Annotated in this window: 22 protein-coding genes; 15 read left to right on the top strand and 7 right to left on the bottom strand. The window is 63.2% G+C overall.

The window, feature by feature from the left end:
• Positions 1 to 87 precede the first annotated feature (87 nt).
• From fabF to mltG, 3 genes are read left to right on the top strand one after another with little or no spacing between them, the layout of a single operon-like run.
• Entirely contained in the window at positions 88 to 1,332 is a 1,245-nt protein-coding gene (fabF, locus tag AC3WL2_RS17875; protein ID WP_102683587.1) for a beta-ketoacyl-ACP synthase II, read from the top strand.
• Positions 1,332 to 2,147, top strand: a complete 816-nt coding sequence (pabC, locus tag AC3WL2_RS17870) for an aminodeoxychorismate lyase (RefSeq protein WP_102683586.1) — start codon at positions 1,332 to 1,334, stop codon at positions 2,145 to 2,147. The genes fabF and pabC overlap by 1 nt, the downstream gene beginning before the upstream one ends.
• Before the next feature lie 3 nt (positions 2,148 to 2,150).
• On the top strand, positions 2,151 to 3,311 hold the full coding sequence (gene mltG, locus AC3WL2_RS17865; protein WP_102683585.1) for an endolytic transglycosylase MltG: 1,161 nt from the start codon (positions 2,151 to 2,153) through the stop codon (positions 3,309 to 3,311).
• On the opposite strand, the gene AC3WL2_RS17860 is transcribed toward mltG, so the two are convergent.
• From AC3WL2_RS17860 to AC3WL2_RS17850, 3 genes are all read right to left on the bottom strand, one after another.
• Positions 3,229 to 4,206, bottom strand: coding sequence for an HNH endonuclease (locus AC3WL2_RS17860; protein WP_102683584.1), 978 nt, complete (start codon positions 4,204 to 4,206; stop codon positions 3,229 to 3,231). The genes mltG and AC3WL2_RS17860 overlap by 83 nt on opposite strands.
• Positions 4,203 to 5,669, bottom strand: coding sequence for an AAA family ATPase (locus AC3WL2_RS17855; RefSeq protein WP_102683583.1), 1,467 nt, complete (start codon positions 5,667 to 5,669; stop codon positions 4,203 to 4,205). The genes AC3WL2_RS17860 and AC3WL2_RS17855 overlap by 4 nt, the downstream gene beginning before the upstream one ends.
• A gap of 75 nt (positions 5,670 to 5,744) precedes the next feature.
• The gene (locus tag AC3WL2_RS17850; RefSeq protein ID WP_256582683.1) at positions 5,745 to 6,656 is read right to left on the bottom strand and encodes a deoxynucleotide monophosphate kinase family protein; all 912 of its coding nucleotides are present in this window, start codon (positions 6,654 to 6,656) and stop codon (positions 5,745 to 5,747) included.
• 29 nt (positions 6,657 to 6,685) lie between these two features.
• On the opposite strand from AC3WL2_RS17850, the gene AC3WL2_RS17845 reads away from it, so the two are divergent.
• Together AC3WL2_RS17845 and AC3WL2_RS17840 are read left to right on the top strand one after the other, a co-directional pair.
• Positions 6,686 to 7,672: a DNA polymerase III subunit delta' gene (locus AC3WL2_RS17845; protein ID WP_102683582.1), complete on the top strand. Its 987-nt coding sequence runs from the start codon at positions 6,686 to 6,688 to the stop codon at positions 7,670 to 7,672.
• A gap of 34 nt (positions 7,673 to 7,706) precedes the next feature.
• Positions 7,707 to 8,489 carry a TatD family hydrolase gene (locus tag AC3WL2_RS17840; protein ID WP_102683581.1) on the top strand — a complete coding sequence of 261 codons (783 nt, stop codon included), beginning with the start codon at positions 7,707 to 7,709 and terminating at the stop codon, positions 8,487 to 8,489.
• Positions 8,490 to 8,737: 248 nt separating this feature from the next.
• Here the strand turns inward: AC3WL2_RS17840 and AC3WL2_RS17835 are convergent, their stop codons facing one another.
• The gene (locus AC3WL2_RS17835) at positions 8,738 to 9,871 is read right to left on the bottom strand and encodes an aminotransferase class V-fold PLP-dependent enzyme (protein WP_102683580.1); all 1,134 of its coding nucleotides are present in this window, start codon (positions 9,869 to 9,871) and stop codon (positions 8,738 to 8,740) included.
• 73 nt (positions 9,872 to 9,944) lie between these two features.
• Here AC3WL2_RS17835 and AC3WL2_RS17830 point away from each other — a divergent pair, with 73 nt between their 5' ends.
• From AC3WL2_RS17830 to AC3WL2_RS17795, 8 genes are all read left to right on the top strand, one after another.
• A complete protein-coding gene (locus tag AC3WL2_RS17830; RefSeq protein WP_023630645.1) occupies positions 9,945 to 10,580 on the top strand; it encodes a TetR/AcrR family transcriptional regulator in 636 nt (211 codons plus the stop codon).
• 129 nt (positions 10,581 to 10,709) lie between these two features.
• Entirely contained in the window at positions 10,710 to 11,678 is a 969-nt protein-coding gene (locus AC3WL2_RS17825) for a GTP 3',8-cyclase MoaA (protein WP_102683579.1), read from the top strand.
• 66 nt (positions 11,679 to 11,744) lie between these two features.
• Positions 11,745 to 12,350 (top strand): DUF4823 domain-containing protein, encoded by a 606-nt coding sequence (locus tag AC3WL2_RS17820; protein WP_023629097.1) that lies wholly within the window; start codon positions 11,745 to 11,747, stop codon positions 12,348 to 12,350.
• 11 nt (positions 12,351 to 12,361) lie between these two features.
• Positions 12,362 to 12,922, top strand: coding sequence for a DUF1285 domain-containing protein (locus tag AC3WL2_RS17815; protein ID WP_102683578.1), 561 nt, complete (start codon positions 12,362 to 12,364; stop codon positions 12,920 to 12,922).
• 107 nt (positions 12,923 to 13,029) lie between these two features.
• Positions 13,030 to 13,443: a GFA family protein gene (locus AC3WL2_RS17810; protein ID WP_102683577.1), complete on the top strand. Its 414-nt coding sequence runs from the start codon at positions 13,030 to 13,032 to the stop codon at positions 13,441 to 13,443.
• 74 nt (positions 13,444 to 13,517) lie between these two features.
• On the top strand, positions 13,518 to 13,856 hold the full coding sequence (locus AC3WL2_RS17805) for an FKBP-type peptidyl-prolyl cis-trans isomerase (protein WP_102683576.1): 339 nt from the start codon (positions 13,518 to 13,520) through the stop codon (positions 13,854 to 13,856).
• 189 nt (positions 13,857 to 14,045) lie between these two features.
• Positions 14,046 to 14,708, top strand: a complete 663-nt coding sequence (locus AC3WL2_RS17800) for a histidine phosphatase family protein (RefSeq protein WP_102683575.1) — start codon at positions 14,046 to 14,048, stop codon at positions 14,706 to 14,708.
• A gap of 45 nt (positions 14,709 to 14,753) precedes the next feature.
• On the top strand, positions 14,754 to 15,944 hold the full coding sequence (locus AC3WL2_RS17795; protein WP_102683574.1) for a D-amino acid dehydrogenase: 1,191 nt from the start codon (positions 14,754 to 14,756) through the stop codon (positions 15,942 to 15,944).
• A 101-nt stretch (positions 15,945 to 16,045) separates the two neighbouring features.
• Here the strand turns inward: AC3WL2_RS17795 and AC3WL2_RS17790 are convergent, their stop codons facing one another.
• The 3 genes from AC3WL2_RS17790 to AC3WL2_RS17780 form a co-directional block, all read right to left on the bottom strand.
• Positions 16,046 to 16,774 (bottom strand): aspartate/glutamate racemase family protein, encoded by a 729-nt coding sequence (locus AC3WL2_RS17790; RefSeq protein WP_102683573.1) that lies wholly within the window; start codon positions 16,772 to 16,774, stop codon positions 16,046 to 16,048.
• A 17-nt stretch (positions 16,775 to 16,791) separates the two neighbouring features.
• Complete coding sequence (locus AC3WL2_RS17785) at positions 16,792 to 18,327, bottom strand: NCS1 family nucleobase:cation symporter-1 (RefSeq protein WP_102683572.1); 1,536 nt, start codon at positions 18,325 to 18,327, stop codon at positions 16,792 to 16,794.
• 503 nt (positions 18,328 to 18,830) lie between these two features.
• Positions 18,831 to 19,268, bottom strand: a complete 438-nt coding sequence (locus AC3WL2_RS17780) for an Lrp/AsnC family transcriptional regulator (protein WP_028692812.1) — start codon at positions 19,266 to 19,268, stop codon at positions 18,831 to 18,833.
• 133 nt (positions 19,269 to 19,401) lie between these two features.
• Here AC3WL2_RS17780 and AC3WL2_RS17775 point away from each other — a divergent pair, with 133 nt between their 5' ends.
• Together AC3WL2_RS17775 and AC3WL2_RS17770 are read left to right on the top strand one after the other, a co-directional pair.
• Positions 19,402 to 20,301 carry a DMT family transporter gene (locus AC3WL2_RS17775; RefSeq protein WP_102683571.1) on the top strand — a complete coding sequence of 300 codons (900 nt, stop codon included), beginning with the start codon at positions 19,402 to 19,404 and terminating at the stop codon, positions 20,299 to 20,301.
• 146 nt (positions 20,302 to 20,447) lie between these two features.
• Positions 20,448 to 22,142, top strand: coding sequence for a ShlB/FhaC/HecB family hemolysin secretion/activation protein (locus AC3WL2_RS17770; protein WP_102683570.1), 1,695 nt, complete (start codon positions 20,448 to 20,450; stop codon positions 22,140 to 22,142).
• Positions 22,143 to 22,148: the final 6 nt, after the last annotated feature.

Genomic DNA, 22,148 nt, shown 5'->3' with positions numbered 1-22,148 from the left:
TGCGAGAGCCGGGGTTTGCTGCCATTCCATTCGCCATGGCAAGTGCACTGGCAAGAGACTCTGTTATTTGGAAATGAGGAGAGTACTGTGTCGCGTAGACGCGTCGTGGTCACTGGTATGGGTATGCTGTCGCCACTGGGTACCGATGTACCGAGCACCTGGCAGGGCATTCTGGCTGGCCGCAGTGGCATTGGTCCGATCGAGCATACGGATCTGTCTGCCTACTCCACCCGTTTTGGCGGCTCGGTGAAGGGCTTCGAAGTCGAGCAGTACCTGTCGGCCAAAGAGGCCCGCAAGCTCGACCTGTTCATTCAGTACGGCCTGGCGGCCGGCTTCCAGGCGGTGCGCAATGCCGGGCTGGAAGTCACCGATGCCAACCGTGAGCGCATCGGCGTGGCCATGGGTTCGGGGATCGGCGGGCTGACCAACATCGAGGAAACCAGCCGTACCCTGCATGAGCAGGGGCCGCGGCGGATTTCGCCGTTCTTCGTGCCGGGCTCGATCATCAACATGATCTCCGGCTTCCTGTCGATCCACCTGGGTCTGCAGGGGCCGAACTATGCAATCGCCACGGCCTGCACCACGGGCACCCACTGCATCGGCATGGCCGCGCGCAACATCGCCTACGGCGAAGCCGACGTGATGATCGCCGGTGGCGCCGAGATGGCCGCCTGCGGCCTGGGCATGGGCGGCTTCGGTGCTTCCCGTGCGCTGTCCACCCGCAACGACGAGCCGGCCCGTGCCAGCCGTCCCTGGGACAAGGGGCGTGACGGCTTTGTGCTGTCCGATGGTGCCGGCGCCCTGGTGCTCGAAGAGCTGGAGCATGCCAAGGCTCGTGGCGCGACCATCTACGCCGAGCTGGTCGGTTTCGGCATGAGCGGTGACGCCTACCACATGACCTCGCCGCCCGATTCCGGCGAAGGCGCCGCTCGCTGCATGGCCAACGCCCTGCGTGATGCTGGCATCCAGCCTGAGGACGTCAGCTACATCAACGCCCACGGCACCTCGACGCCGGCTGGCGACGTGGCCGAAGTGGCCGCGATCAAGCGGGTGTTCGGCGAGCATGCCTACAAGCTGGCAGTGAGTTCGACCAAGTCGATGACTGGCCACCTGCTCGGCGCTGCCGGTGCGGTGGAGGCGATCTTCAGCGTCCTGGCGATCAACAGCCAGATGGCGCCGCCGACCATCAACCTGGACGAACCGGACGAAGGTTGCGACCTGGACTTCGTGCCGCACCAGGCGCGCAGCATGCCGATCGATGTGGTGCTGTCCAACTCCTTCGGCTTTGGCGGGACCAACGGTTCGCTGGTGTTCCGCCGGTTCGCCGGCTGATGCTCAGCTGGGTCGATGGCCAGGACGCGACTGCGGTCAATCTGCAGAACCGTGGCCTGGCCTACGGTGATGGTCTGTTCGAGACCATCGCCGTGCGCGGCGGCAGGCCCAGTCTGCTCGCGCAGCATGTCGACCGCCTGGCGCTGGGTTGCCAGCGCCTGGCGATCGAGGCCGACCTGACGCTGGTTCGCAATGAACTGTTGCAATTCGCCCGGCAACTGAGCGAAGGCGTCGCCAAGCTGATCCTGACCCGCGGCGACAGCCAGCGCGGCTATGCCCCGCTGGCTGGTGCGCAGGCGCGGCGTATCCTGCAAGGCGGCCCCTTGCCGGCCTATCCGACGCAGCATGCCGAGTTCGGCGTGCGGCTGTTCCCCTGTGAGACGCGCCTTGCGGAACAACCGCTGCTGGCCGGGCTCAAACACCTCAACCGCCTCGAGCAGGTGCTGGCCCGTGCCGAATGGCAGGACAGCGCGTTTGCCGAAGGCTTGATGCGTGACGCCCAAGGGCGGGTGATCGAAGGGGTGTACAGCAACCTGTTCCTGGTGCGTGATGGCGTACTGTTCACCGCCGACCTGAGCCGTTGTGGCGTGGCCGGGGTGATGCGTGCGGCATTGCTGGAACAGGCCGCGCTGCTGGGGATTCCCACGCAGGTGCGCGACCTTCCGTTCGAGGCGCTGCAGCAGGCTGACGAAGTATTCCTCTGCAACAGTGTCTATGGCGTCTGGCCCGTGCGTGAATTCGCCGCGCTGAACTGGCCGGCAGGGCCGCTCACCCGTAAACTGCAGGCCGTTGCCCGTACGTTACTGGATACCTGATTCGTGAGACGCAAATTCCTGCTGCTGCTGGAAATGAGCTTGATCCTCGCCGGCCTGGCACTTGGCTGGGCTGCCTGGAAGGTCAACTCGGTCCTGGAGCAGCCGCTGCAAGTGGCACAGGAGCGCATGCTCGATGTGCCCAATGGCACGACGCCAAACCGTATGTTCTACCGGATGCAGGGCGAAGGCCTGCTCGACGATCCGTTGTGGCTGCGCCTGTACTGGCGTTTCAACATGGCCGGCACGGCGTTGCACACCGGTGAATACCGCCTGACCCCGGGCATGACCGTGGGACAGTTGTTCGATGCCTGGAAGCGTGGCGATGTGGTGCAGTACAACCTCACCCTGGTCGAGGGCTGGACGTTCCGCCAGGTGCGCGCCGCGGTGGCGAAGCATGAAAAGCTCAAGCACACTCTTGAAGGCCTGTCCGATACCGAGGTGATGGACAAGCTTGGCCATACCGGCGTGTTCCCCGAGGGCCGTTTCTTCCCCGACACCTATCGCTTCGTGCGCGGCATGAGCGATGTCGAGTTGTTGCAGCAGGCCTACATGCGCCTGGACGAAGTGCTGGCCAAGGAGTGGGCCGAGCGCAGCACCGACCTGCCGTATCGCGACCCGTACCAGGCGCTGATCATGGCCTCGCTGGTGGAGAAGGAAACCGGCATTCCCCAGGAGCGTGGGCAGATCGCCGGCGTGTTCGTGCGGCGCATGCGTCTGGGCATGATGCTGCAGACCGACCCCACCGTGATCTACGGCATGGGCGAGCGCTACAACGGCAAGATCACCCGCGCCGACCTGCGTGAGCCGACGCCCTACAACACCTACACCATGACCGGCCTGCCGCCGACGCCGATCGCCATGGTCGGGCGCGAGGCAATCCACGCCGCGCTGAACCCAAGCGATGGCTCGAGCTTGTACTTCGTCGCCCGTGGCGACGGCAGCCATGTGTTCTCCGATGACCTGGACGATCACAACAGCGCGGTGCGCGAGTTCCAGATCAAGCGGCGGGCGGATTATCGTTCGAGCCCCGCGCCTGCGCTCAAGGAGTCCACGGACGAACCATCATCCGTGCCACCTCCGGTCAATTCCGAGGAGGTGCCGGAAGTGCCAGTGGAACCTGCGCAGCAGGAGGCTCAGCCGAGGGACCAGTCTGTGCCCCAATGAGTCGTTGGGCAGAGGCCGCCGTCAGGTAGGCGGTGGGGGCGGGAGAGGTTTCTGGTTGCCCGGCCCCAGTGTTCTTTGCCTCGGCAATCGAGGCCAGTAGCATTTCCGCTTTGGCCAGGGCAGGGACGCCATTCTTCTGGGACGCAACTTGGCGAAAAAGTGCAAGCAGTTCATTCGCTAGCTGCTCAGCAATGTCAAATGCCAGAACAAGTGCCTGCTTCGCACTGTCAGCGCTGAGCATGTTCAGCTCTACCGTAGTGGCCATGTGCATGACGGCCGTCTTGAGGTCATTCGTTTGCCTGGCCCGTATGAGCGCGCGAGCCGAGTACCGTTGAGTGAGGCTTTCCACCTGATCGAGCTTGCAGGTTCGGATGACGGCGTCACCTTCATCGGTCCGTTTGCTGTACAGCCATTTGTCGCTCAGTTCGATGTGGTCTGAGTAGCGTTCGCTATAGGGGTAGAACCATAACAGGTCGGCTTGGCTGGGGTAGCTGCCGGAGGTCCAGCCGCTTGAACGGTTGCGTAGCGGGTCAAAGTTTTTCTTGTAGGAATTGCATATCTTGCAGGTCACGATGAGGTTGTAAGGCTCGTAGGTGAACTGGGGGTAACCGAACGTGTGTTGGCGGTCCTCGAACACGTTACTGCTGCCTTTTGGCTGCTCGCATTTCTTCGATGGAGACTTCGGCAGGATATGGTCTAGTTCACGATGGCCGACCATGTCCTGCTCGATGACGTTCTGGCAGTAGGCGCAACGGTAGTTCTGCAGTTCCAGAAGCCGTGCCCTGTAGTCTCTTACTGCTTCGGTAATTTTCCAGTCGTTTCCTTGATGCAGCCTGATCGGAGCGAGTAAGGCGTTGTCATTGACGGTGAAAATGATGGTGTCGAACCACGTCATTGCCGTTCGCCTCGCAATTTCAACTCGTCGGTGATATCAAGCAGAACATTTCGCAGCGGATCATGTATGGGCAGCGTGCCGACATCCTTGAACAGGTCATTGGCGATTATCTTGCATGCATTGTCGTCGAGGCTTTGATTGGAGCGAATAAGCGATAGTGCGTACTCGGCAGTCTTGGTGAATGCCGGTGCCCGAGCCGAGTCGAGTTGGAATACCTCTTGATAGACGTCGGATGCCGTCCAGCCAAAGGTTGAAGCTATTGGTCGAGTGCTGAGTCGGTGAGTGCCATTCTTGTCCGCCTCGGTGTATTCCAGAGTCTGTACGTTCCCCCATTCAGGCGCTACGCCAGAAGCGATCAAGGGCGAGTGCGTTGCGATCACCGCCTGGGTTCCCTGAAATTCTCTCAGAATGCTGTTCAGCATGGGGATGTATTGCAGTTGCCAGGCTGGGTGCAGGCTGTTCTCGGGTTCATCTACGAGCACAAGGCTATGCGGCTTCACGGTGGCACAAAGGCCAGCAAAGCCACAGAGCCAGCTCCATTGTCCAGAGCTCAGGTCTTCGCCCTCCAGGCATTCTTCGGATAGGGTCCGAGGATCGTCAGTTTTTGAGGAGCGGGTGAAAAACGTTTTATCGATTTCGAGAAAGCCCGCATGGAGCAGAAGTTCGAGTTCGGCTGTACCCCACTCCTGCGACGGTCCATTTTCCATTTGAAAGGTGCCGTGCTCAAATTTCAGCGAGGCAGGTGATTTCGACGTGTCGAATCGGTTTGCCAGCTTGAACACACTGAAATGTTCATTGCTGTCGAGCTTCTCAAAAGCTGCGTGCAGGCGAGTATGAAGGTGTGTGAGCCTAGTAGTGCCCAAATATTGCGTTTTGAGTTTCTTCGCGACCTCTTCGAGGATGTCAGAAGCGAAATAGGTAGCCGTATGGTAGCTCTTGACCGCTTTGGCGAATTCTTTTGACAGCTTTAGCTGAATGATGATTTGCGGTTTCAACCCAAGGTGCGAGAAGACACCTTCAAGCAAGTGTTGGCGTTCTGGCAGCAGATCGGCATTTTCCAGCAGTGCGGTGATCAGTGCTCTTTCGCTTTGCCCGGTGCCAGCCATGCCATTGGATGCACGTTGTCCCAGGTACCAGAATTGCCGGGGGGTGTGAGCGCCGAGCAGCGGGCTGCCGACACGAGAGAAGCGGTCGAGTGGTGTTCCGGATATGCAGATAGTGCCACCTGACGGCTTGTCTTGTGGCCACCCTGTGGTCTCGGTCACCACCTTGCGTCTTTTCAGATCTGTGTAAGAGCGCTTGCCCAGCGAGGACTCCATTAGCTGCCTGAGTACGTAGCTCTTTCGGCTGCCGTTCTGACCAATCAACACGGAAATCCAGGCGCGTTGTTCCAAGCGTTGTTCATCACCAAGCGAAATGGAGGCGTGGAGTTTGGAGGACTTGATTTGGAAGTTTGTCAGCATTGTGTGCGATCCATCGTCACTGGGTGTAGGTGAGCAAGCAGTGGCCCATCAAGTGTCTTGAGCTGGCAGGACACCTTATCCGCTCTGCTGAGTAGTCCAGGCCTTGGCCACCTTGCGTTCAAGGTCTGCGATCGTTCCATCATTGATGATCAGGGTATCTTGCTCGTTCAGTTCTATGCCTGACTCGGAGCTATGCGCGTTGACTCGCAGGGCGTCAGGTCGCCGAACATGCCAAATGACACCGTTGTGACTACGCAGGAAACGGGCTTCGTTTTCGAAACGAATGTCCTTGATTATGATGGTATTGATCTGCGCTGGCAGGAAAGGCAGCGGCTTTGGTCGAGTCACTGGCCGCAGCGCCCGCTTGAACAGATAATCCTGGTCCAGTTCAACCGCCTTTTGCGCGATGAACGCAAACGTATCCTGGGGCGCGACTTGCCAGAATGGGTCGATTTGCCTTGAGCAATGCGGGTCCCATGTCTGTTGATCGGTAAAACCAAAAAATGCCTGGGCGGCAAGCCTGATTGGGGCATCCGCCTCGGAAAGCACCGCCAGGGGCGATGGTTGCGCAGATTGTGGTTGTGGCTCGATTGCCCGTTCAGCTCGCATCAGCCAGTGGTCCGAGTTGAAGGCTCGCATCCATTCGGTGCCTACCTGCTGGAAAAACTCGCGTGGGGAGCGTGCCCAGTCATCGAGTTTCTGTTCCTTGAGCGCGTCGGCCCAGGCTTCTTCGTCGGTCAGGCCAAACAATGCCTGGCAGCCCATCTTCAAGGGGTCGGCGAGTGCGTAGGCAGCAACGCCGGGGTATGCGAGCAGCATCGCGGCGACGGTGTCCTTTCCCGATCTGGCAGGGGCGGCCAGGCCGATAATTTTCCTCACGTAGGCTCCGGTGTCTTCAGTGTGATTGCGCAGGTACAATAGAAGGCTTCGGCCCGATTTTAATTTGTCATAGACGATGTTTGCAAAGATCCAGCGCGGCACATTCATATGTGCAAAACATTTCAGGCGTACCGACCATGAGTAAGCAGTACCCCTGGCAGCAAGCGCTCTGGCAGCAACTGGCCGGGCGTGCCCGGCACGCCCACGCCTACCTGCTGCACGGCCCCCAGGGCATCGGCAAGCGGGCCCTGGCCGAACGCCTGATGGCGCGGCTGTTGTGCCAGCAGCCACAGGGCCTGGATGCCTGCGGCCAGTGCAAGTCGTGCCTGTTGCTCAAGGCCGGCAGCCACCCGGACAACTTCGTGCTGGAGCCGGAGGAGGCCGACAAGCCGATCAAGATCGACCAGGTGCGTGAACTGGTGTCGTTCGTGGTGCAGACCGCCCAGCAGGGCGGGCGCAAGGTGGTGCTGATCGAGCCGGTGGAGGCAATGAACATCAATGCCTCCAACGCCTTGCTCAAAAGCCTGGAGGAGCCCTCCGGCGACACCGTGCTGTTGCTGGTCAGCCATCAGCCCAGCCGCCTGCTGCCAACCATCAAGAGTCGCTGCCAGCAGGTCGCCTGCCCGCAGCCAAGCCTGGAACAGAGCCGTGCCTGGCTGGCCGGCGCGCTCGAAGGCAGCGACGAACAGGAGCGCGAAGAGCTGCTGACCTTGGCCGCGGGTTCGCCGCTGATGGCGGTCAGCCTGCAGGCCCAGGGCGTGCGTGAGCAACGGGCGCTGGTTACCGAGGGGGTGAAGAAGCTGCTCAAGCAGCAGCAGTCGCCTACCCAACTGGCCGAAGCCTGGAACGCGGTGCCCCTGTTGCTGCTGTTCGACTGGTTCTGCGACTGGTCGCACTTGATCCTGCGTTATCAGTTGACCCAGGACGAAGAGGGTTTAGGCTTGCCCGACATGCGCAAGGTGTTGCAATACCTGGCGCAGAAGAGCCGGCAGGCCAAGGTGCTGGAGGTCCAGGCGTGGATTCTCGAACAGCGCCAGAAGGTGCTGGGCAAGGCCAACCTCAATCGTGTACTGCTGCTCGAAGCGTTGCTCGCCCACTGGGTGCAGCTGCCGGGCATGCGTTGATTTCCACCGCTTCCCTAATGTGTGTCGTGTTCCCATGCTCGTAGATTCCCATTGCCACCTCGACCGTCTCGATCTCAGTGCCCACCAGGGTTCCCTCGACGCCGCCCTGCAGGCGGCCCGCGAGCGTGGGGTGGGGCATTTCCTGTGCATTGGCGTCAGTGCCGAGAATGCCGGTGCGGTCAAGGCGTTGAGCGAGCGTTACGCCGATGTCGACTGCTCGGTGGGCGTGCACCCGCTCGACCTGGCGCCCGGTGAGACGCCGGCCCTGGAGTGGCTGTTGCGTGAACTGGCCCACCCGCACGTGGTGGCCATTGGCGAAACGGGCCTGGACTACCACTACGAGCCGGAAGCCGCCGAATTGCAGCAGGCTTCGTTCCGCCTGCACCTGGAAGCCTCCCGGCAGACTGGCAAGCCGGTCATCGTGCACACCCGTGCGGCGCGTGAGGACACCCTGGCGCTGCTGCGCGAGGCCAGCCTGCCCCAGGCCGGCGTGCTGCACTGCTTCACCGAGGACTGGCCGATGGCCAAGGCCGCGCTGGACCTGGGCTATTACATCTCGTTGTCCGGCATCGTCACCTTCCGCAATGCCGATGCCCTGCGCGAGGTGGCCCGGCAGGTGCCGGTGGACCGCCTGCTGGTGGAGACCGACTCGCCGTACCTGGCGCCGATCCCGCACCGCGGCAAACCGAACCTGCCGCAGTACGTGCGGGAAGTGGCCGAGTACGTGGCGTCGTTGCGCGGTGTGAGCTACGAGCAATTGGCCGCGCAGACCACGGGGAATTTCAAGCGCTTGTTCCCGCTGGCGCGGGTAGCCTGAGGCTTCTGCGCAGCGCCCCCAAGCTTGAGGCCCGGACAAAAAAAACCCGGGTTCTGGGGGGGGAATCCGGGTTAAGACCATTAGGAGTAAAACAAAGGTACACGGTCCCTGGGCACCTTTATCGGCGCGCCACTTGGGGGGGATGTGCCGCGCCAACACTTCAAGTATTGGCCAGGATTGGCGTGCTGCCAGCGGCTGCTGATCGTTTTTTAAACAGATTTGGAATACGTAGGCAGCGCCTTGCGCGATCAATGCATTGCCAATTGGCGGATCTGGCGCAGTACTTCGTCGATCAGGCGCTGGTCAGTGTAGAAATGTGGGGAAAATCGCACGCCAGGGCCTCGCAGGGCGCACATTACCCCGTTATTGCTCAGGGCTCGATAAATGTCGACGTTGGCCTGGCCGTCAATGCTGAAGTTGACTATCCCTGCCCGTCGTGAAGGATCAGCAGGGCTGTGCACCTGCACGCCGGGGATCGCCAGTAAACCTTGATGCAGTTGCTCGACCCGCAGCTCCAACTGTTCGGCGACCAGCGCCATGCCCACGTCTTCCAGCAGTGACAGGCTCGCTTCCAGCGCGCAGGCGCCGAGCATGTTCGGGCTGCCGCATTCGAAGCGCCGCGCGCTGCGTGCCGGTTGCCACTCGCGGCGCTCGAAGTCGCCGAGGTGTTCCAGCATGTGCCAGCCATAGGCGTGCAGTTTCAACTGCCTGCGCAGTTCGCTACGGCAATAGAACACGCCCAGCCCCTCTGGGCCGAGCATCCACTTGTGGCCGTCGGCCATGGCGAAGTCGCACTGATAACGCTGTACATCGAAGGGCAGGGCGCCCACCTGCTGGATCGCGTCTATGCACAACAGCACGCCGCGCTGACGGCAGGCGACGCCGAGGCGCGCCAGGTCCAGGCGCAGGCCGCTGGCAAACTGCACGGCGCTGACCGAGAGCAGCCGCGCCCGTGGACCGCAGGCGGCGAGCAACGCCGCTTCCGGATCGGCGCCGGCCAGACTCGCCTCAACGACCTCGACGCCATGGTTGGCCAGCGCTTGCCAGACCACGCGGTTGGAGGGGAACTCCTCGTCGCTGATGACGACCTGGTCGCCGGGCTGCCAGTCCAGGCCGAAGGCCACCAGCGACAGTGCCTGGGAGGTATTGCCCACCAGGGCGATATCGCCGGTGGTGGGGGCATTGAGCAGGCGTGCCAGGCGTTCGCGCAGGCGTCGTTCGGTGGCCAGCCAGGCCGGATAAGCGCTGGCACCCAGGCGTACATTGTCACGGGCGAAGCTTGCCACGGCCTCGGCGGCCCGGCGTGGCCAGGGGCCGATTGCCGCGTGGTTCAGGTAACACAGGCCCGGGGCCTGCTCGAACTCATCAAGAAACACAGACATGGTTGGAAGATCCGTGCATTTTGCCGCCAGTTAGGCATAATAATCCGCTTCGATTGTCATCCCAGTCCTTCTTATGCAGAAAGAACCTCGCAAGGTCCGTGAGTTTCGCCGTCGCGAACAAGAGATCCTCGACACGGCGCTCAAGCTGTTTCTCGAACAAGGTGAAGACAGCGTCACCGTCGAGATGATCGCCGACGCCGTGGGCATCGGCAAAGGCACGATCTACAAGCACTTCAAGTCCAAGGCGGAGATCTACCTGCGCCTGATGCTCGACTACGAGCGCGACCTGAACGCGCTGCTGCACTCGGCTGACGTCGACCGCGACAAGGAAGCCCTGTCGCGCGCCTACTTCGAGTTCCGCATGCGCGACCCGCAGCGTTACCGGCTGTTCGACCGCCTGGAAGAAAAGGTGGTCAAGGGCAACCAGGTGCCGGAAATGGTCGAGCAGTTGCACAGCATCCGTGCCTCCAACTTCGACCGCCTCACGCAATTGATCAAGGGGCGCATCAGCGAGGGCAAGCTCGAGGACGTACCGCCTTACTTCCATTATTGCGCGGCCTGGGCCTTGGTCCATGGCGCCGTGGCGCTGTATCACTCGCCGTTCTGGAGCAATGTGCTCGAGGACCAGGAAGGCTTCTTCCAGTTCCTCATGGACATCGGCGTGCGCATGGGCAACAAGCGCAAGCGCGATCCGGAAGGCGCGAACTAAAGCCGTTCCCCCGATGCCTGCCGACCTTCGCCAGGCATCCTCGCTTCAAGGCTTCGACAGGAAGGCTTGCAAAAACCTGATTTTTGAGTCAGGTTTTGCCGGCCCGATTCATCCATGCCGGAGTCATCCATGATCGTCGATCGTCAAGGCAGGCGCTTTCGCAACCTGCGCGTCAGCCTGACTGCTGCCTGCAACTATGCCTGCACCTACTGCGTGCCTGACGGCAAGCGCCTGGTGGCGGCGCAGGACGAGCTCACGGCGGATGCCCTGGCCCGGGGCGTGGCGTACCTGGTCGAGGCGGCCGGGGTGGAGCGGCTGCGCATCACCGGTGGCGAGCCGCTGGTGAGCCCACGTCTGGAGGCCTTCCTCGGCGCGGTGGCCGGGCTGGGCCTCGAGGACATCAGCCTGACCACCAACGGCCAGTTGCTCGCCCGCAAGCTGCCGCTGCTGCGCGACGCAGGTATCCGCCGGCTCAACGTCTCGCTCGACACCCTCGATGCCACGGCCTTTCGCCGTATCGCCCGCGGCGGCGACCTGGCCAGCGTGCTGACGGGCATGGCCCAGGCCAGTGACGCGGGGATGGCGATCAAGGTCAACATGGTGCCCATGCGCGGGCAGAACCTCGACCAGGTGCTGCCGCTGCTCGACTATTGCCTTGAGCGCGGCTACGAGCTGCGTTTCATCGAGCTGATGCGCATGGGCCACCTGGCACGTGATGGCAACGCCTTCCTGCAGCAGTTCGTAGGCCTGGAACAACTGCTGGCGCTGATCGGACAGTCCCATGCCTATGAACAGGCGCCACGCCCGTTGGATGCCACGGCCTTGCGCTATCGCATTCCCGGCAAAGGTCATTTCGGGGTGATCGCCAACGAGAGCGTGCCATTCTGCCGCAGTTGTTCGCGCCTGCGCCTGTCGTCCACCGGCTGGCTGCATGGTTGCCTGTCGTCGAGTAACCGTCATTTTCTCGGGGACCTGCTCGACAAGCCCCGTCATCAAGCGCTTCCGGCATTGCAGCGGTTATTGGTAAAGGCCCTGGCGGACAAGCAGGATGTGGCATTTTCCGGCGATGTGATGGTGATGAAGGTGATCGGCGGCTGACTCTGGCGCAAAAGCTGCATCCTGCGGCTATTCGCCGGTTTTTCGTCACCGGTTTCTGGAGGAAAGATGCGTAGCCTGGTCTTGCTGCTGGCGCTGATGGCGTTGGGCGGCTGCATGAATGTCAGCGATATGGGCGAGGGCGTCCGTTACCACATGAGTGATGCGGGCCTGCTGGATCACAGCGACACCACCCGTACCCTGTCGATCCGCCTGCAGCCGGACTCGTTCATCTTCATCGGCCAGGGCGCCTTCGTGCCACCGGGCAAGGGGCCGGTGCCACGGCAGAACGCAGTGGCCGAGGAGGCCTTCAAGAGTTTCGTCGAATACTTCCCGCTGGTGCGCCGTGCCCAAGGCCCGCTGGGGCTGGAGGACGCGATCGCCGAGGCCCGTTCGGTCGGCGCCGATTACGTGCTGTACACCCGTTTCGCGCGCACCGACGACCGTATCGGCAACGGTGACGAATGGTATGACGAGCAGGCCGTCGATCGCCTGGGCTGGGACCGTGGCGTGGTACAGATGATGTTGATCGAGACCAGTACCCGTTACCTGATCGATACGGCGCGGATCAAGAGCCGCGGCGGTTTGTTGACGTTCCACGACAACACGCCACAGGATTTGCTTGCCGCGCCAATGCGCGAGTACGCTCGTAGCCTCCTGGGCATGAGCAATTGAGCGAGCACGTCATGAGCGATTCCGGCAAGGCCAGCGATCTGCTGGCGCAGATCCCCGCGCACAAGGGGCTGCCCCCGGTGCACCTGTGGAACCCGGATTTCTGCGGCGACATCGACATGCGCATCGCGCGTGACGGCACCTGGTACTACCTGGGCACGCCGATTGGCCGCAAGCCGATGGTGCGGCTGTTCTCCACCATCATTCGCCGCGATGGCGACGACTACTTCCTGGTCACGCCGGTGGAGAAGGTCGGTATCACGGTGGATGACGCGCCGTTCGTGGCTGTGTTGCTCGACGTGCAGGGCAGTGGCGAGCAGCAGGTATTGCGCTTCACCAGCAACGTCGAGGATCAGGTCGAGGCCGGGCCGGACCATCCGCTGCGGGTCGAGCTCGATCCGGTCACCCAAGTGCCTTCGCCCTATGTGCTGATGCGCGGCAATCTCGAGGCGTTGGTCCATCGCAACGTGTTCTACCAGTTGGTGGAGCTGGCGGTGCCGCGCGAGATCGACGGGGAGGAGTGGCTTGGGGTTTGGAGCCGGGGCACGTTCTATCCGATTGGGCGTGCTGCCTGACGATGGCGTTTTCGGGGCCGCCCAGCCCCATCGATGCGTGTTCTTGCTCTTGACCGGCCGGACCCTATACTCCAAGTCCCCAAGAACAACAGCAAGGAGCCCGGGCCATGTCACTGGAAAAGCAAGGCAGTTGCCTGTGCGGCAAAACCCGACTGCGTATCACGCTCGAGAATAACCATGTCAGCGCTTGCCATTGCAGCATGTGCCGTAAATGGACCGGCGGCCCGCTGCTGGCAGTGCAATGCGCCAAGCCCCCGGCCATCGAAGGCCCGGCCCCCATCGCCTATGACTCCTCTCCCTGGGCCCAGCGCGGCTTCTGCGGCCAGTGCGGCACGCATCTGTTCTACCGCCTGAAAGAGAGCGACATGTACGTCGTGCCGGTCGGCCTGCTTGATGGCGAGGGTGACTGGAACTTCACCGAGCAGATATTCGTCGACGAACAGCCCGCCTGGTATTGCTTCAAGAACGAGACCCGGCACCTCACCGGTCAACAGGTGTTCGATCAGTTCGCCCCAACCTGACACGGCTCGTCTTGCCAAACCTGCGCATTCCTGAGAAAACGGCGGCCACGAAAAACCGCTTCGAGGAACCTGCCATGAGCAGTGAGCTGCACGTCATCGATCTACAGGAAGGCGACGGCAAGGCCGTGGTCAAGGGGGCGCTGATCACCACCCAGTACCGTGGCACCCTGGCTGACGGCCGTGAATTCGATTCTTCCTGGGCACGCGGCAAGCCGTTCCAGTGCGTCATCGGTACCGGCCGGGTGATCAAGGGCTGGGACCAGGGCCTGATGGGCATGCGCGTGGGTGGCAAGCGCAAGCTGCAGGTACCGGCGCACCTGGGCTATGGTGAACGCTCGGTCGGTGCGATTCCGCCGAATTCGGACCTTACGTTCGAGATCGAATTGCTGGAAGTGCTGACCCGCGACGACTGAACCGCCTGTAATACTTCAGCAACACCGATGCGCTAAGGTGCTGATTGTCCAAGGAAGGTATGTGCAGTCATGGAGGAACCAAACGGGCCGCAGGCACTCTGAGCCTCACTCGCTGCCAAGGATGGCGATCACGACAGGGACATGTGGCGGGGCAACCCGATATCCAGTGCCACATAGAGCCCGCCCTGTATGAAGCTGCCAGCCTTCCTTCGCCGTCGCCGCCACCTGCTGTTGAGCCTGACGCTCGTCGCCGCCGCCGTGCCGCTGGCCCTGGATGTGGTCGAAAGCCGGGCGCAACCGGTCGACGGGACCCAGACCCTGGTGTTCCTGCGTCACGCCGAGAAACCCGGCGAGGGTCTCGGGCAGTTGAACTGCCAGGGCTTGAACCGGGCCCTGGACCTGGCCACCCTGTTGCCCGAGCGTTTCGGTGATGCCGACTACGTCTTCGCCGCCAACCCTTCACGAGGTGTCGAGGAGGGCAGCCAGGATGAGCGCTACAGTTATATCCGCCCGCTGATGACCATCAGCCCCGCCGCCATCCGCCTCGGTTTGCCGGTCAACATCGACTACGGCGCCAATGACACAGCCGCGCTGGCCGATGAACTGCTCAGTGACAAGTACCGCAATGCGACGGTCTACACGGCCTGGTCACGGGGGTATCTGCCGGAGCTGATCAACACCGTGGCCGGCAAGGCCCTGGGTGAAGACCGGGTGCTCACCGAGGACTGGCACCGCGACGATTTCGACTCCCTGTACGTGCTCACGCTGACCTGGCGCGATGGCAAGGCGACCCTGCTCAGCCGTAACGTGCGCCAGGGCCTGGATAACGGCGAGTCTGGCTGCCCGACCTGAGCTGCTGTTACTGTCTGGCTTTCTGGGCCGGGCAGGGATGTGCCGATGGAGCGGGTAACGGTGATCGGTGGCGGCGTGGTCGGGCTGGCCACGGCCTATGCACTGGTGCGCGAAGGCTGGCAGGTCGACCTGGTCGAAGCTCGCGATAGCTTGGCCAGCGCGACCAGCTTCGCCAATGGTGGGCAGTTGTCATATCGCTACGTGGCGCCGCTGGCTGATGCCGGGGTGCCATGGCAAGCGCTGGGCTGGCTGTTGCGCGGCGATTCGCCGCTACGTCTGCGACTACGTCTGGACACCGCGCAGTGGCGCTGGCTGGCGGCCTTCGTCATGGCCTGTCGTACCCGGGTCAATCGGCGCAATGCCGCCCAGTTGCTGGATCTGGCCTTGCAAAGCCAGGCCGTTCTCGCCCGCTGGCGTGAAGAGGACGGCCTCGATGGCTTCGCCTGGCGCCGCAATGGCAAGCTGGTCGCGTTTCGAACACAGCGTGCATTCGAGCACGGCCGCCAACACTTGCTGGATCCCGACACGCAACGGGTTTTGAATGCCGCCGATCTGCGCGGGCTCGACCCGGCACTCACCGAAGCCCCTTTCGTGGGCGGTGTGTTCACACCGGACGAAGAGGTCGCCGACTGTCACCGCTTCTGCCTGCGCCTGGCTGAACACCTGCAGGCCTCAGGGCAGTGCCGGTTGCTGCTGGGGCGGCCGGTGACCCGGCTGATAGCGCGCGACGAGCGTGTGGTCGCGCTGGAGCTGGGCGGTGAAAGGCTGGAGGTGCAGCGCCTGGTGCTCAGCGCCGGGCACCGTAGCGTCGGCCTGGCCTTGCCAGGCTTGCACCTGCCGGTCTACCCATTGAAGGGCTACAGCCTGACCGCGCCGGTCGGTGCCACGCACCGGGCGCCCGAGGTGAGCATCACCGACTATGAACGCAAGATTGTCTATGCCCGGCTGGAGGATCAACTGCGGGTGGCGGCGATGGTGGACATCGTCGGTTATGACGAGGCGGTGGACGCCGGCAGGCTCGCGAGCATGCGCCGGCTGGCGCGCGAGACACTGCCGAAGGCCGCTGATTACGGGCAAGCGGTGGAGTGGGCGGGCATGCGGCCGGCGACGCCGACCGGGGTGCCGATCATCGAGGCCACACGGTATCGCAACCTGTGGCTGAACCTGGGACATGGCGCGCTGGGGTTCACCTTGGCGTGTGGCAGTGGCGAGCGGCTGGCTAGGCTGTTGCGCTGACGAAACTGACCCTATCGCCGGCAAGCCGGCTCCCACAGGAACTGAATGCCCTTGTGGGAGCCGGCTTGCCGGCGATAGGGCCTGAGCAGGCGCCGAGTCTTTCAGCGCCCGAAGCGCATCGGCCAGCCCACCACCTTCTTCACCCTCGGCGTGGCATAGGTACGCACCTTGGAGGTGCTCAGCCCCATCCGCACCAGCGATTCAGCGATGGTCACCGCCGCGCTCACGCCGTCCACCACCGGCACCCCGGTGCGCTGGCGAATCTGCTCGTCGAGCCCAGCCATGCCGCCGCAACCCAGGCAGATCACCTCGGCCTTGTCCTCGCGGACGGCGCGCTCGGCCTGCTCGACGATGGCTTCCACCGCACGCCGTGGATCGGCTTCCAGCTCCAGCACCGCGAGGCCACTGGCGCGCACCGAGGCGCAGCGCTCGTATAGCCCGGACAGTTTCAGGCGGTCCTCGATCAACGGCACGGTGCGGTCTAGGGTGGTCACTACCGAGTAGGCGTGGCCCAGGTACATGGCAGTGCTGGCGGCGGCATCGGTGATGTCCACCACCGGCACCTCCAGCAGTTCCTGCAGGCCTTCGCGGCCATGCTCGCCATAGCCGGCCTGGATCACTGCATCGAAGGGCTGGTCATAGGCCAGCACCCGATCCATCACCCCGATGGCGGCCAGGTAACTCTCGAAATTGCCCTCCACCGACTCGGCGCCGAACCACGGGGTCAGGCCGACGATCTCGGTGCCGGGCGCGGCCACGCTGCGCGCCTGTTCGGCAATGGCTTCGGTGATGGCGGCGGTGGTGTTGACGTTGGCGATCAGAATACGCATGACGGATCTCCCTGAATTCAGTGGCTGCTGTGGTCGACGGCGATGCATTCACCGCTGACGTCGTGGTACTGGACGTGGCGCGGCGCGATCAGCAGGTACACGGCGGCGGCGATGCCGGCACCGATCAGCCACGAGAACGGCGCGACGCTTTGGAAGTTGGGCACCAGGGCCAGGACGATGGCCAGCAGCGCGGCGGGGATGAATGCCGCCACGGCGCGCAGGTTGATGCCCTTGGTGTAGTGATAGGCGCCGGCGGGGTTCTCGCTGTACAGCTCGGGCACATTGATGCGGCCCCTGCGCAGCAGCCAGTAGTCGGCCATGATCACTCCGTACAGCGGGCCGAGCAGGGCGCCGAGGCCGGAGAGGAAGTACACGATCACCAGCGGGCTGTTGTACAGGTTCCACGGCAGGATCAGCACCGCCAGGGTGGCGCTGATCAGCCCGGCGCGGCGGAAGTTCAGATGCCGCGGCGCCAGGTTGCTGAGCACGAAGGCCGGGGCGACGAAGTTGGCCATGATGTTCACCGCCACGGTGACGATCAGGAAGGCCAGGCAACCGAGCACCAGGAACGCGGTGTTGGGGATGCTGGCGACGATCTGCGTCGGGCTGTCGATGATCTGGCCGTTGATCTGGAACTGCGCGCCGCACAGCACCACGGTGATCGCCGCGAACACCAGAATGTTCACCGGCAGGCCCCAGAAGTTGCCGACACGGATGGTCTTGCGGCATGGCGAGCTGCGGGCGAAGTCGCAGAAGTTGAGCACCAGGGTGCCGTAGATCGCCAGCCACAGCGCGCCGCCGGCGAAGATGTTGCGCCACATCTCGTAGCCGCTCAGGGGCTCGGCCACCGACCAGGCAATACGCGCATCGGCCTTGAAGTACATGAACACGGCGAGGCTGGCCACGGTGAGCAGGATTACCGGCCCGGCGAACGCCTCGTAGCGGCGCACCATTTCCATGCCGTAGGCGAGGATTACCAGCTGCACCAGCCAGATCGCCACGAAGCACACCCAGCCCAGGCTCGACAGGCCGAGGATGCTGTCGTGATCGAAGGCCGCCACCTGCGGCCACACCGCGGTCAGCAGCACGCGCAGCACCACCGAGGCCAGGTAGGTCTGGATGCCGAACCAGGCGATGGCGATCACCGCGCGGATCAGCGCCGGGATCTGCGCGCCGTGGATGCCGAAGGCGATACGGCTGATTACCGGGAACGGCACGCCGGTCTTCTGCCCCATGTAGCCGGACAGGTTCATGAAGAAGTACACCAGCGCCGCGCCGATCGCCAGCGACAGGAGGATCTGCCAGCCGCCCAGGCCCAGGGCGAACAGCCCCATGGCGAACGAGTAGTTGGCGATATTGTGCACATCGTTGGTCCACAGCGCGAAGATGCTGTAGCCGCCCCAGCGGCGGCCCGCAAGTTTGGTCGGGGCGAGGTCGCGGTTGTGCAGGCGTGGGCTCAGTTCGAGGTCGGCGGGGTGGCCTTCGAGGCTGGTGGTCGAGGGATGGGTGCTGGCAACGGAAAGTTCAGGGGCAAGGGGGAGGCTGCTACTCATTCCGGCGGCTCCTGATGCGCGTGACTGCGATGAGCGGGCGCTGGCGCACGGGCTCGCCATCTCGTCGGTGCAGGCGTTGGCATCACTGGGTTCTGGGCGCAACGGCCGCCGATGGGGCGGCGCTGCGAGTTCTTGTGTATTTATGTTTTGTTGAATTTGTATACAAAACACGGACACACAAAAGCCAGTTCCATGCCAGCGATCAACTCGCTTTCAAGTTGCCATTATTTTGAATCTATCTATTTGAAAGATAAGTTAATGAAATAAAGGAAATATAAACTGACCAAGTGAACAGGTTATATTTTTGTCGGGTCTGTTAGTTGATCGAATGGTCAGATCTAGTTGATTCAAGTGTGTAACCTAATGGGGCGTTACCTGTGAGAAGTGCACACAAAAATGGCACCTACGGTGACATTTTTGTGTACATGTTTTCTCGCGGCCCTTGGCCTTATGGCTGGTAATCCCGTCGCGTGGGAGCGGGCTTGCCCCGCGATAGGGCCTGCTCACGCCATCGGCGGCAAGCGCCGCTTCACTGGCGTCTTCTTGATGATCGCGGTATTGGTCTCGGCCAGCACATTCAGTCGGTCGAGCAGCGTGTCCAACTGCTCCATCGAGCGCACATGCAGGCGGGCGATGAAGCAGTCCTCGCCGGTCACCTTGTCGCACTCGGTGAACTCGGGGATGGCGACGATCTGCCGTTCCACTTCCTGCAACTGCCCCGGCAGCGGGCGGATGCGCACGATGGCCTGCAACTGGTAGCCGAAACAGCGCGGGTCCACCTCTACCGTGTAGCCGCGCAGCACGCCGCGCTCCTCCAGGCGGCGCAGGCGCTCGCTGACGCTGGGCGCCGACAGGCCGCTGATCTGCGCCAGGGCCTTGAGCGAGCGGCGCGAGTCCTCCATCAGGGCGTTTATCAGTAACTGGTCGATGGCATCGGTCATGGCGGCCTCGTTAGGCAATTTTCAAGATATGCCTTGATAGTAAAGGCGCAAGCCCGGATATGCCTTGGTTATCCGCTGGAAGGTCACCTTCGACCCTCCGCATACTGTGCCCATCGTCGACAGGAGGTGTGAGATGGACAATGCGTTGCGCCGTGGTTCGCTGGAAATGATCGCTGCCATGCTGATCTCCGGGACCATCGGCTGGTTCGTGCTGGTGTCCGGGCAACCGGTGCTGGAGGTGGTGTTCTGGCGCTGTGTGTTCGGTGCCGGCACCTTGCTACTGATCTGCGCGGCCATGGGCTTTCTCAAGCCGGGGGTGCTGACCCGCGCCACCTTCTTGCTGGCGGTGGTCAGCGGGGTGGCGATCGTCGGCAACTGGGTACTGCTGTTCGCCTCCTACTCGCGGGCATCGATCGCCATCGGCACTGCGGTGTACAACGTCCAGCCGTTCATGCTGGTGGGGCTGGCGGCGCTGTTCCTGGGCGAGAAGATCACCTTGGCCAAGCTGACCTGGCTGAGCGTGGCGTTCCTCGGCATGCTCGCCATCGTCAGCGCTCATGGCGCGGGGCAGGCCAATGGCGAGGAGTACCTGCTGGGTATCCTTCTGGCGCTGGGCGCGGCGTTCCTGTATGCCGTGGCGGCGCTGATCATCAAGCGCCTGACCGGCACGCCGCCGCACCTGATCGCGCTGATCCAGGTAAGTACCGGCGTATTGCTGCTGGCGCCCTGGGTAACGCTTGGCGGGCTGCCGGGTGAGCTGCCGGCGCTTGGCAGCCTGGTGACGCTGGGGATCGTGCATACCGGGTTGATGTACGTGCTGCTGTACAGCGCCATCCAGCGCCTGCCCACGGCGTTGACCGGAGCGTTGTCGTTCATCTACCCGATCGCCGCGATCCTGGTCGACTGGGTGGCGTTCGACCATCGTCTGGCGCCGTTGCAATGGCTTGGGGTGGGGCTGATCCTGCTGGCGGCGGCGGGCATGCAGCAGGGGTGGTGGTTCCGGCCTGCCGGCAAGCCTGCGCGCCAACAGTAAAGCAATGAACGGAGGCTTGCTGGCATAAAGGAATCATCCGGCGATACCAGGAGAAAGATGGCTTATTGATGGCATTGCTGTCCTCTAGTACCCTGCGCGGCAATTTCGCAGTGATGCAGTCGGCTTTAAGTGACGGACCACGCCCCATGCCCCTTTCTACCCGCTTCCTGACCGCAGGCCTGGCACTTTTGCCTTTGCTCGCCGGTGCCGCACCGTTCCAGACACCCGGCGATCGTGACCTGATCCGCGATCGCCAGGAGAACCTGCTGCAGGAGCAGCGCAAGCGCCTCGAGGAACTCCAGCAACTGCCGGGCAGGCAGGCACCGCAGGCGCCTGCCCAGCCCGCCGAGCAAGGGCGCTGCTTCCAGATCCAGCGCATCGACCTGCAAGGCGCCAGCCTGCTCGACGAGCCACAGCGCAAGGCGCTGCTCGAAGGTTACGAAGGCAAGTGCCTGCAGGTCGGCCAGCTCAACGAGCTGCTCAAGCGCATCACCGACCATTACCTGAACCGTGGCTACCTGACCACCCGGGCCTACCTGCCCCAGCAGGACCTGGGCTCCGGCGTGCTGCAGATCATCATTGTCGAAGGCCGCCTGGAAGGGCTGGACGGCTCCGCCCTGGCCAGCCCCCGGGAAATGGCCATGGCCTTCCCCGGCAAGGCTGGCGAGGTACTCAACCTGCGCGACATGGAGCAGATGGTCGACCAGCTCGGTCGTTTGCCCTCGCGCCAGGTCGAGGTGGAGCTGGTGCCCGGCCAGGCGGTCGGCGGCAGTCGCGTGCAGCTCAAGGGCCAGCGTGACAAGCCCTGGCGGGTCTCGGCCAGCCGTCACAACAACGGCGACGCCAGCAGCGGCGAGCAGCAGATGAACCTTGGCCTGGAGTGGGACAGCCCACTGGGCCTGGCCGATCAGTTGAGCCTGCGTGGCGGGCGCGATGTGGTCAGCGACCACTGGCGCCACTCCGACAGCCATGGCCTGAACTACAGCCTGCCGTGGGGCTGGTGGACCTTCAACTACAGCTACAACCACAACTACTACCGCACCCGCGACACCTCCAGCGGTTTCCCCTTCAAGCTCGACGGCGACAACAGCGTGCACCAGTTCCAGGCCGAACGGGTGATCCACCGCGACAGCCTGAGCAAGACCGCGGTCAATGTCGGCGTCAGCCACCTGCGCACGCGCAACTACCTGGACGACACCCTGATCGGCGTTTCCAGCCCCCGTATCACCGAGCGCCAGCTGGGCGTCAACCACGGCCGTCGCATCGGCAATGCCTTCGTCAACCTCGATGCCGGCTGGCAGCAGGGTATCGGCGCGCTCGACGCCCAAGGCGCGGGCGACCCTCACGGTAGCGAATCCGTGGCGCGCTACAACAAGTACACCCTCACCCTGAGCTACCTGCAGCCGTTCCAGCTGTGGGGCGAGCAGTTCACTTTCGACAGCCTGGCCACCGGCCAGCGCAGCGAGGATGCGCTCTACAGCGGCCAGCGCATCAGCGTCGGCGGGCTGACCTCGGTGCGCGGTTTCAAGGAGCAGACCCTCACCGGCGACAGCGGCGGCTACTGGCGCAACCAGTTGCGCTGGCGCCGGCCGGTCACCTGGGCGCCGCTGCAGCCCTGGCTGCGCGAATACGGCATGGCGTTCGCCTACGACGCGGGGGTGATCAAGGGCCAGCACGGTAACGGCCAGGACCATGGCCGCCTGAGCGGCAATGCCCTGGAGTTCAACGTGCGCGGCCAGTATTTCGCCGCCAGCGCGACCTTCGCCCGCTCGCTGGAGCGCCCCGACGTCATCACCCGCCGCGAACACCCGATCTATTTCCGTGTCGACGCGTTCTTCTGAGCCCCG

Source organism: Pseudomonas sp. FW305-96 (assembly GCF_058783825.1).
The sequence above is the reverse complement of the archived record's forward strand: the minus strand, read 5'-3'. Positions and strand labels throughout refer to the sequence as shown.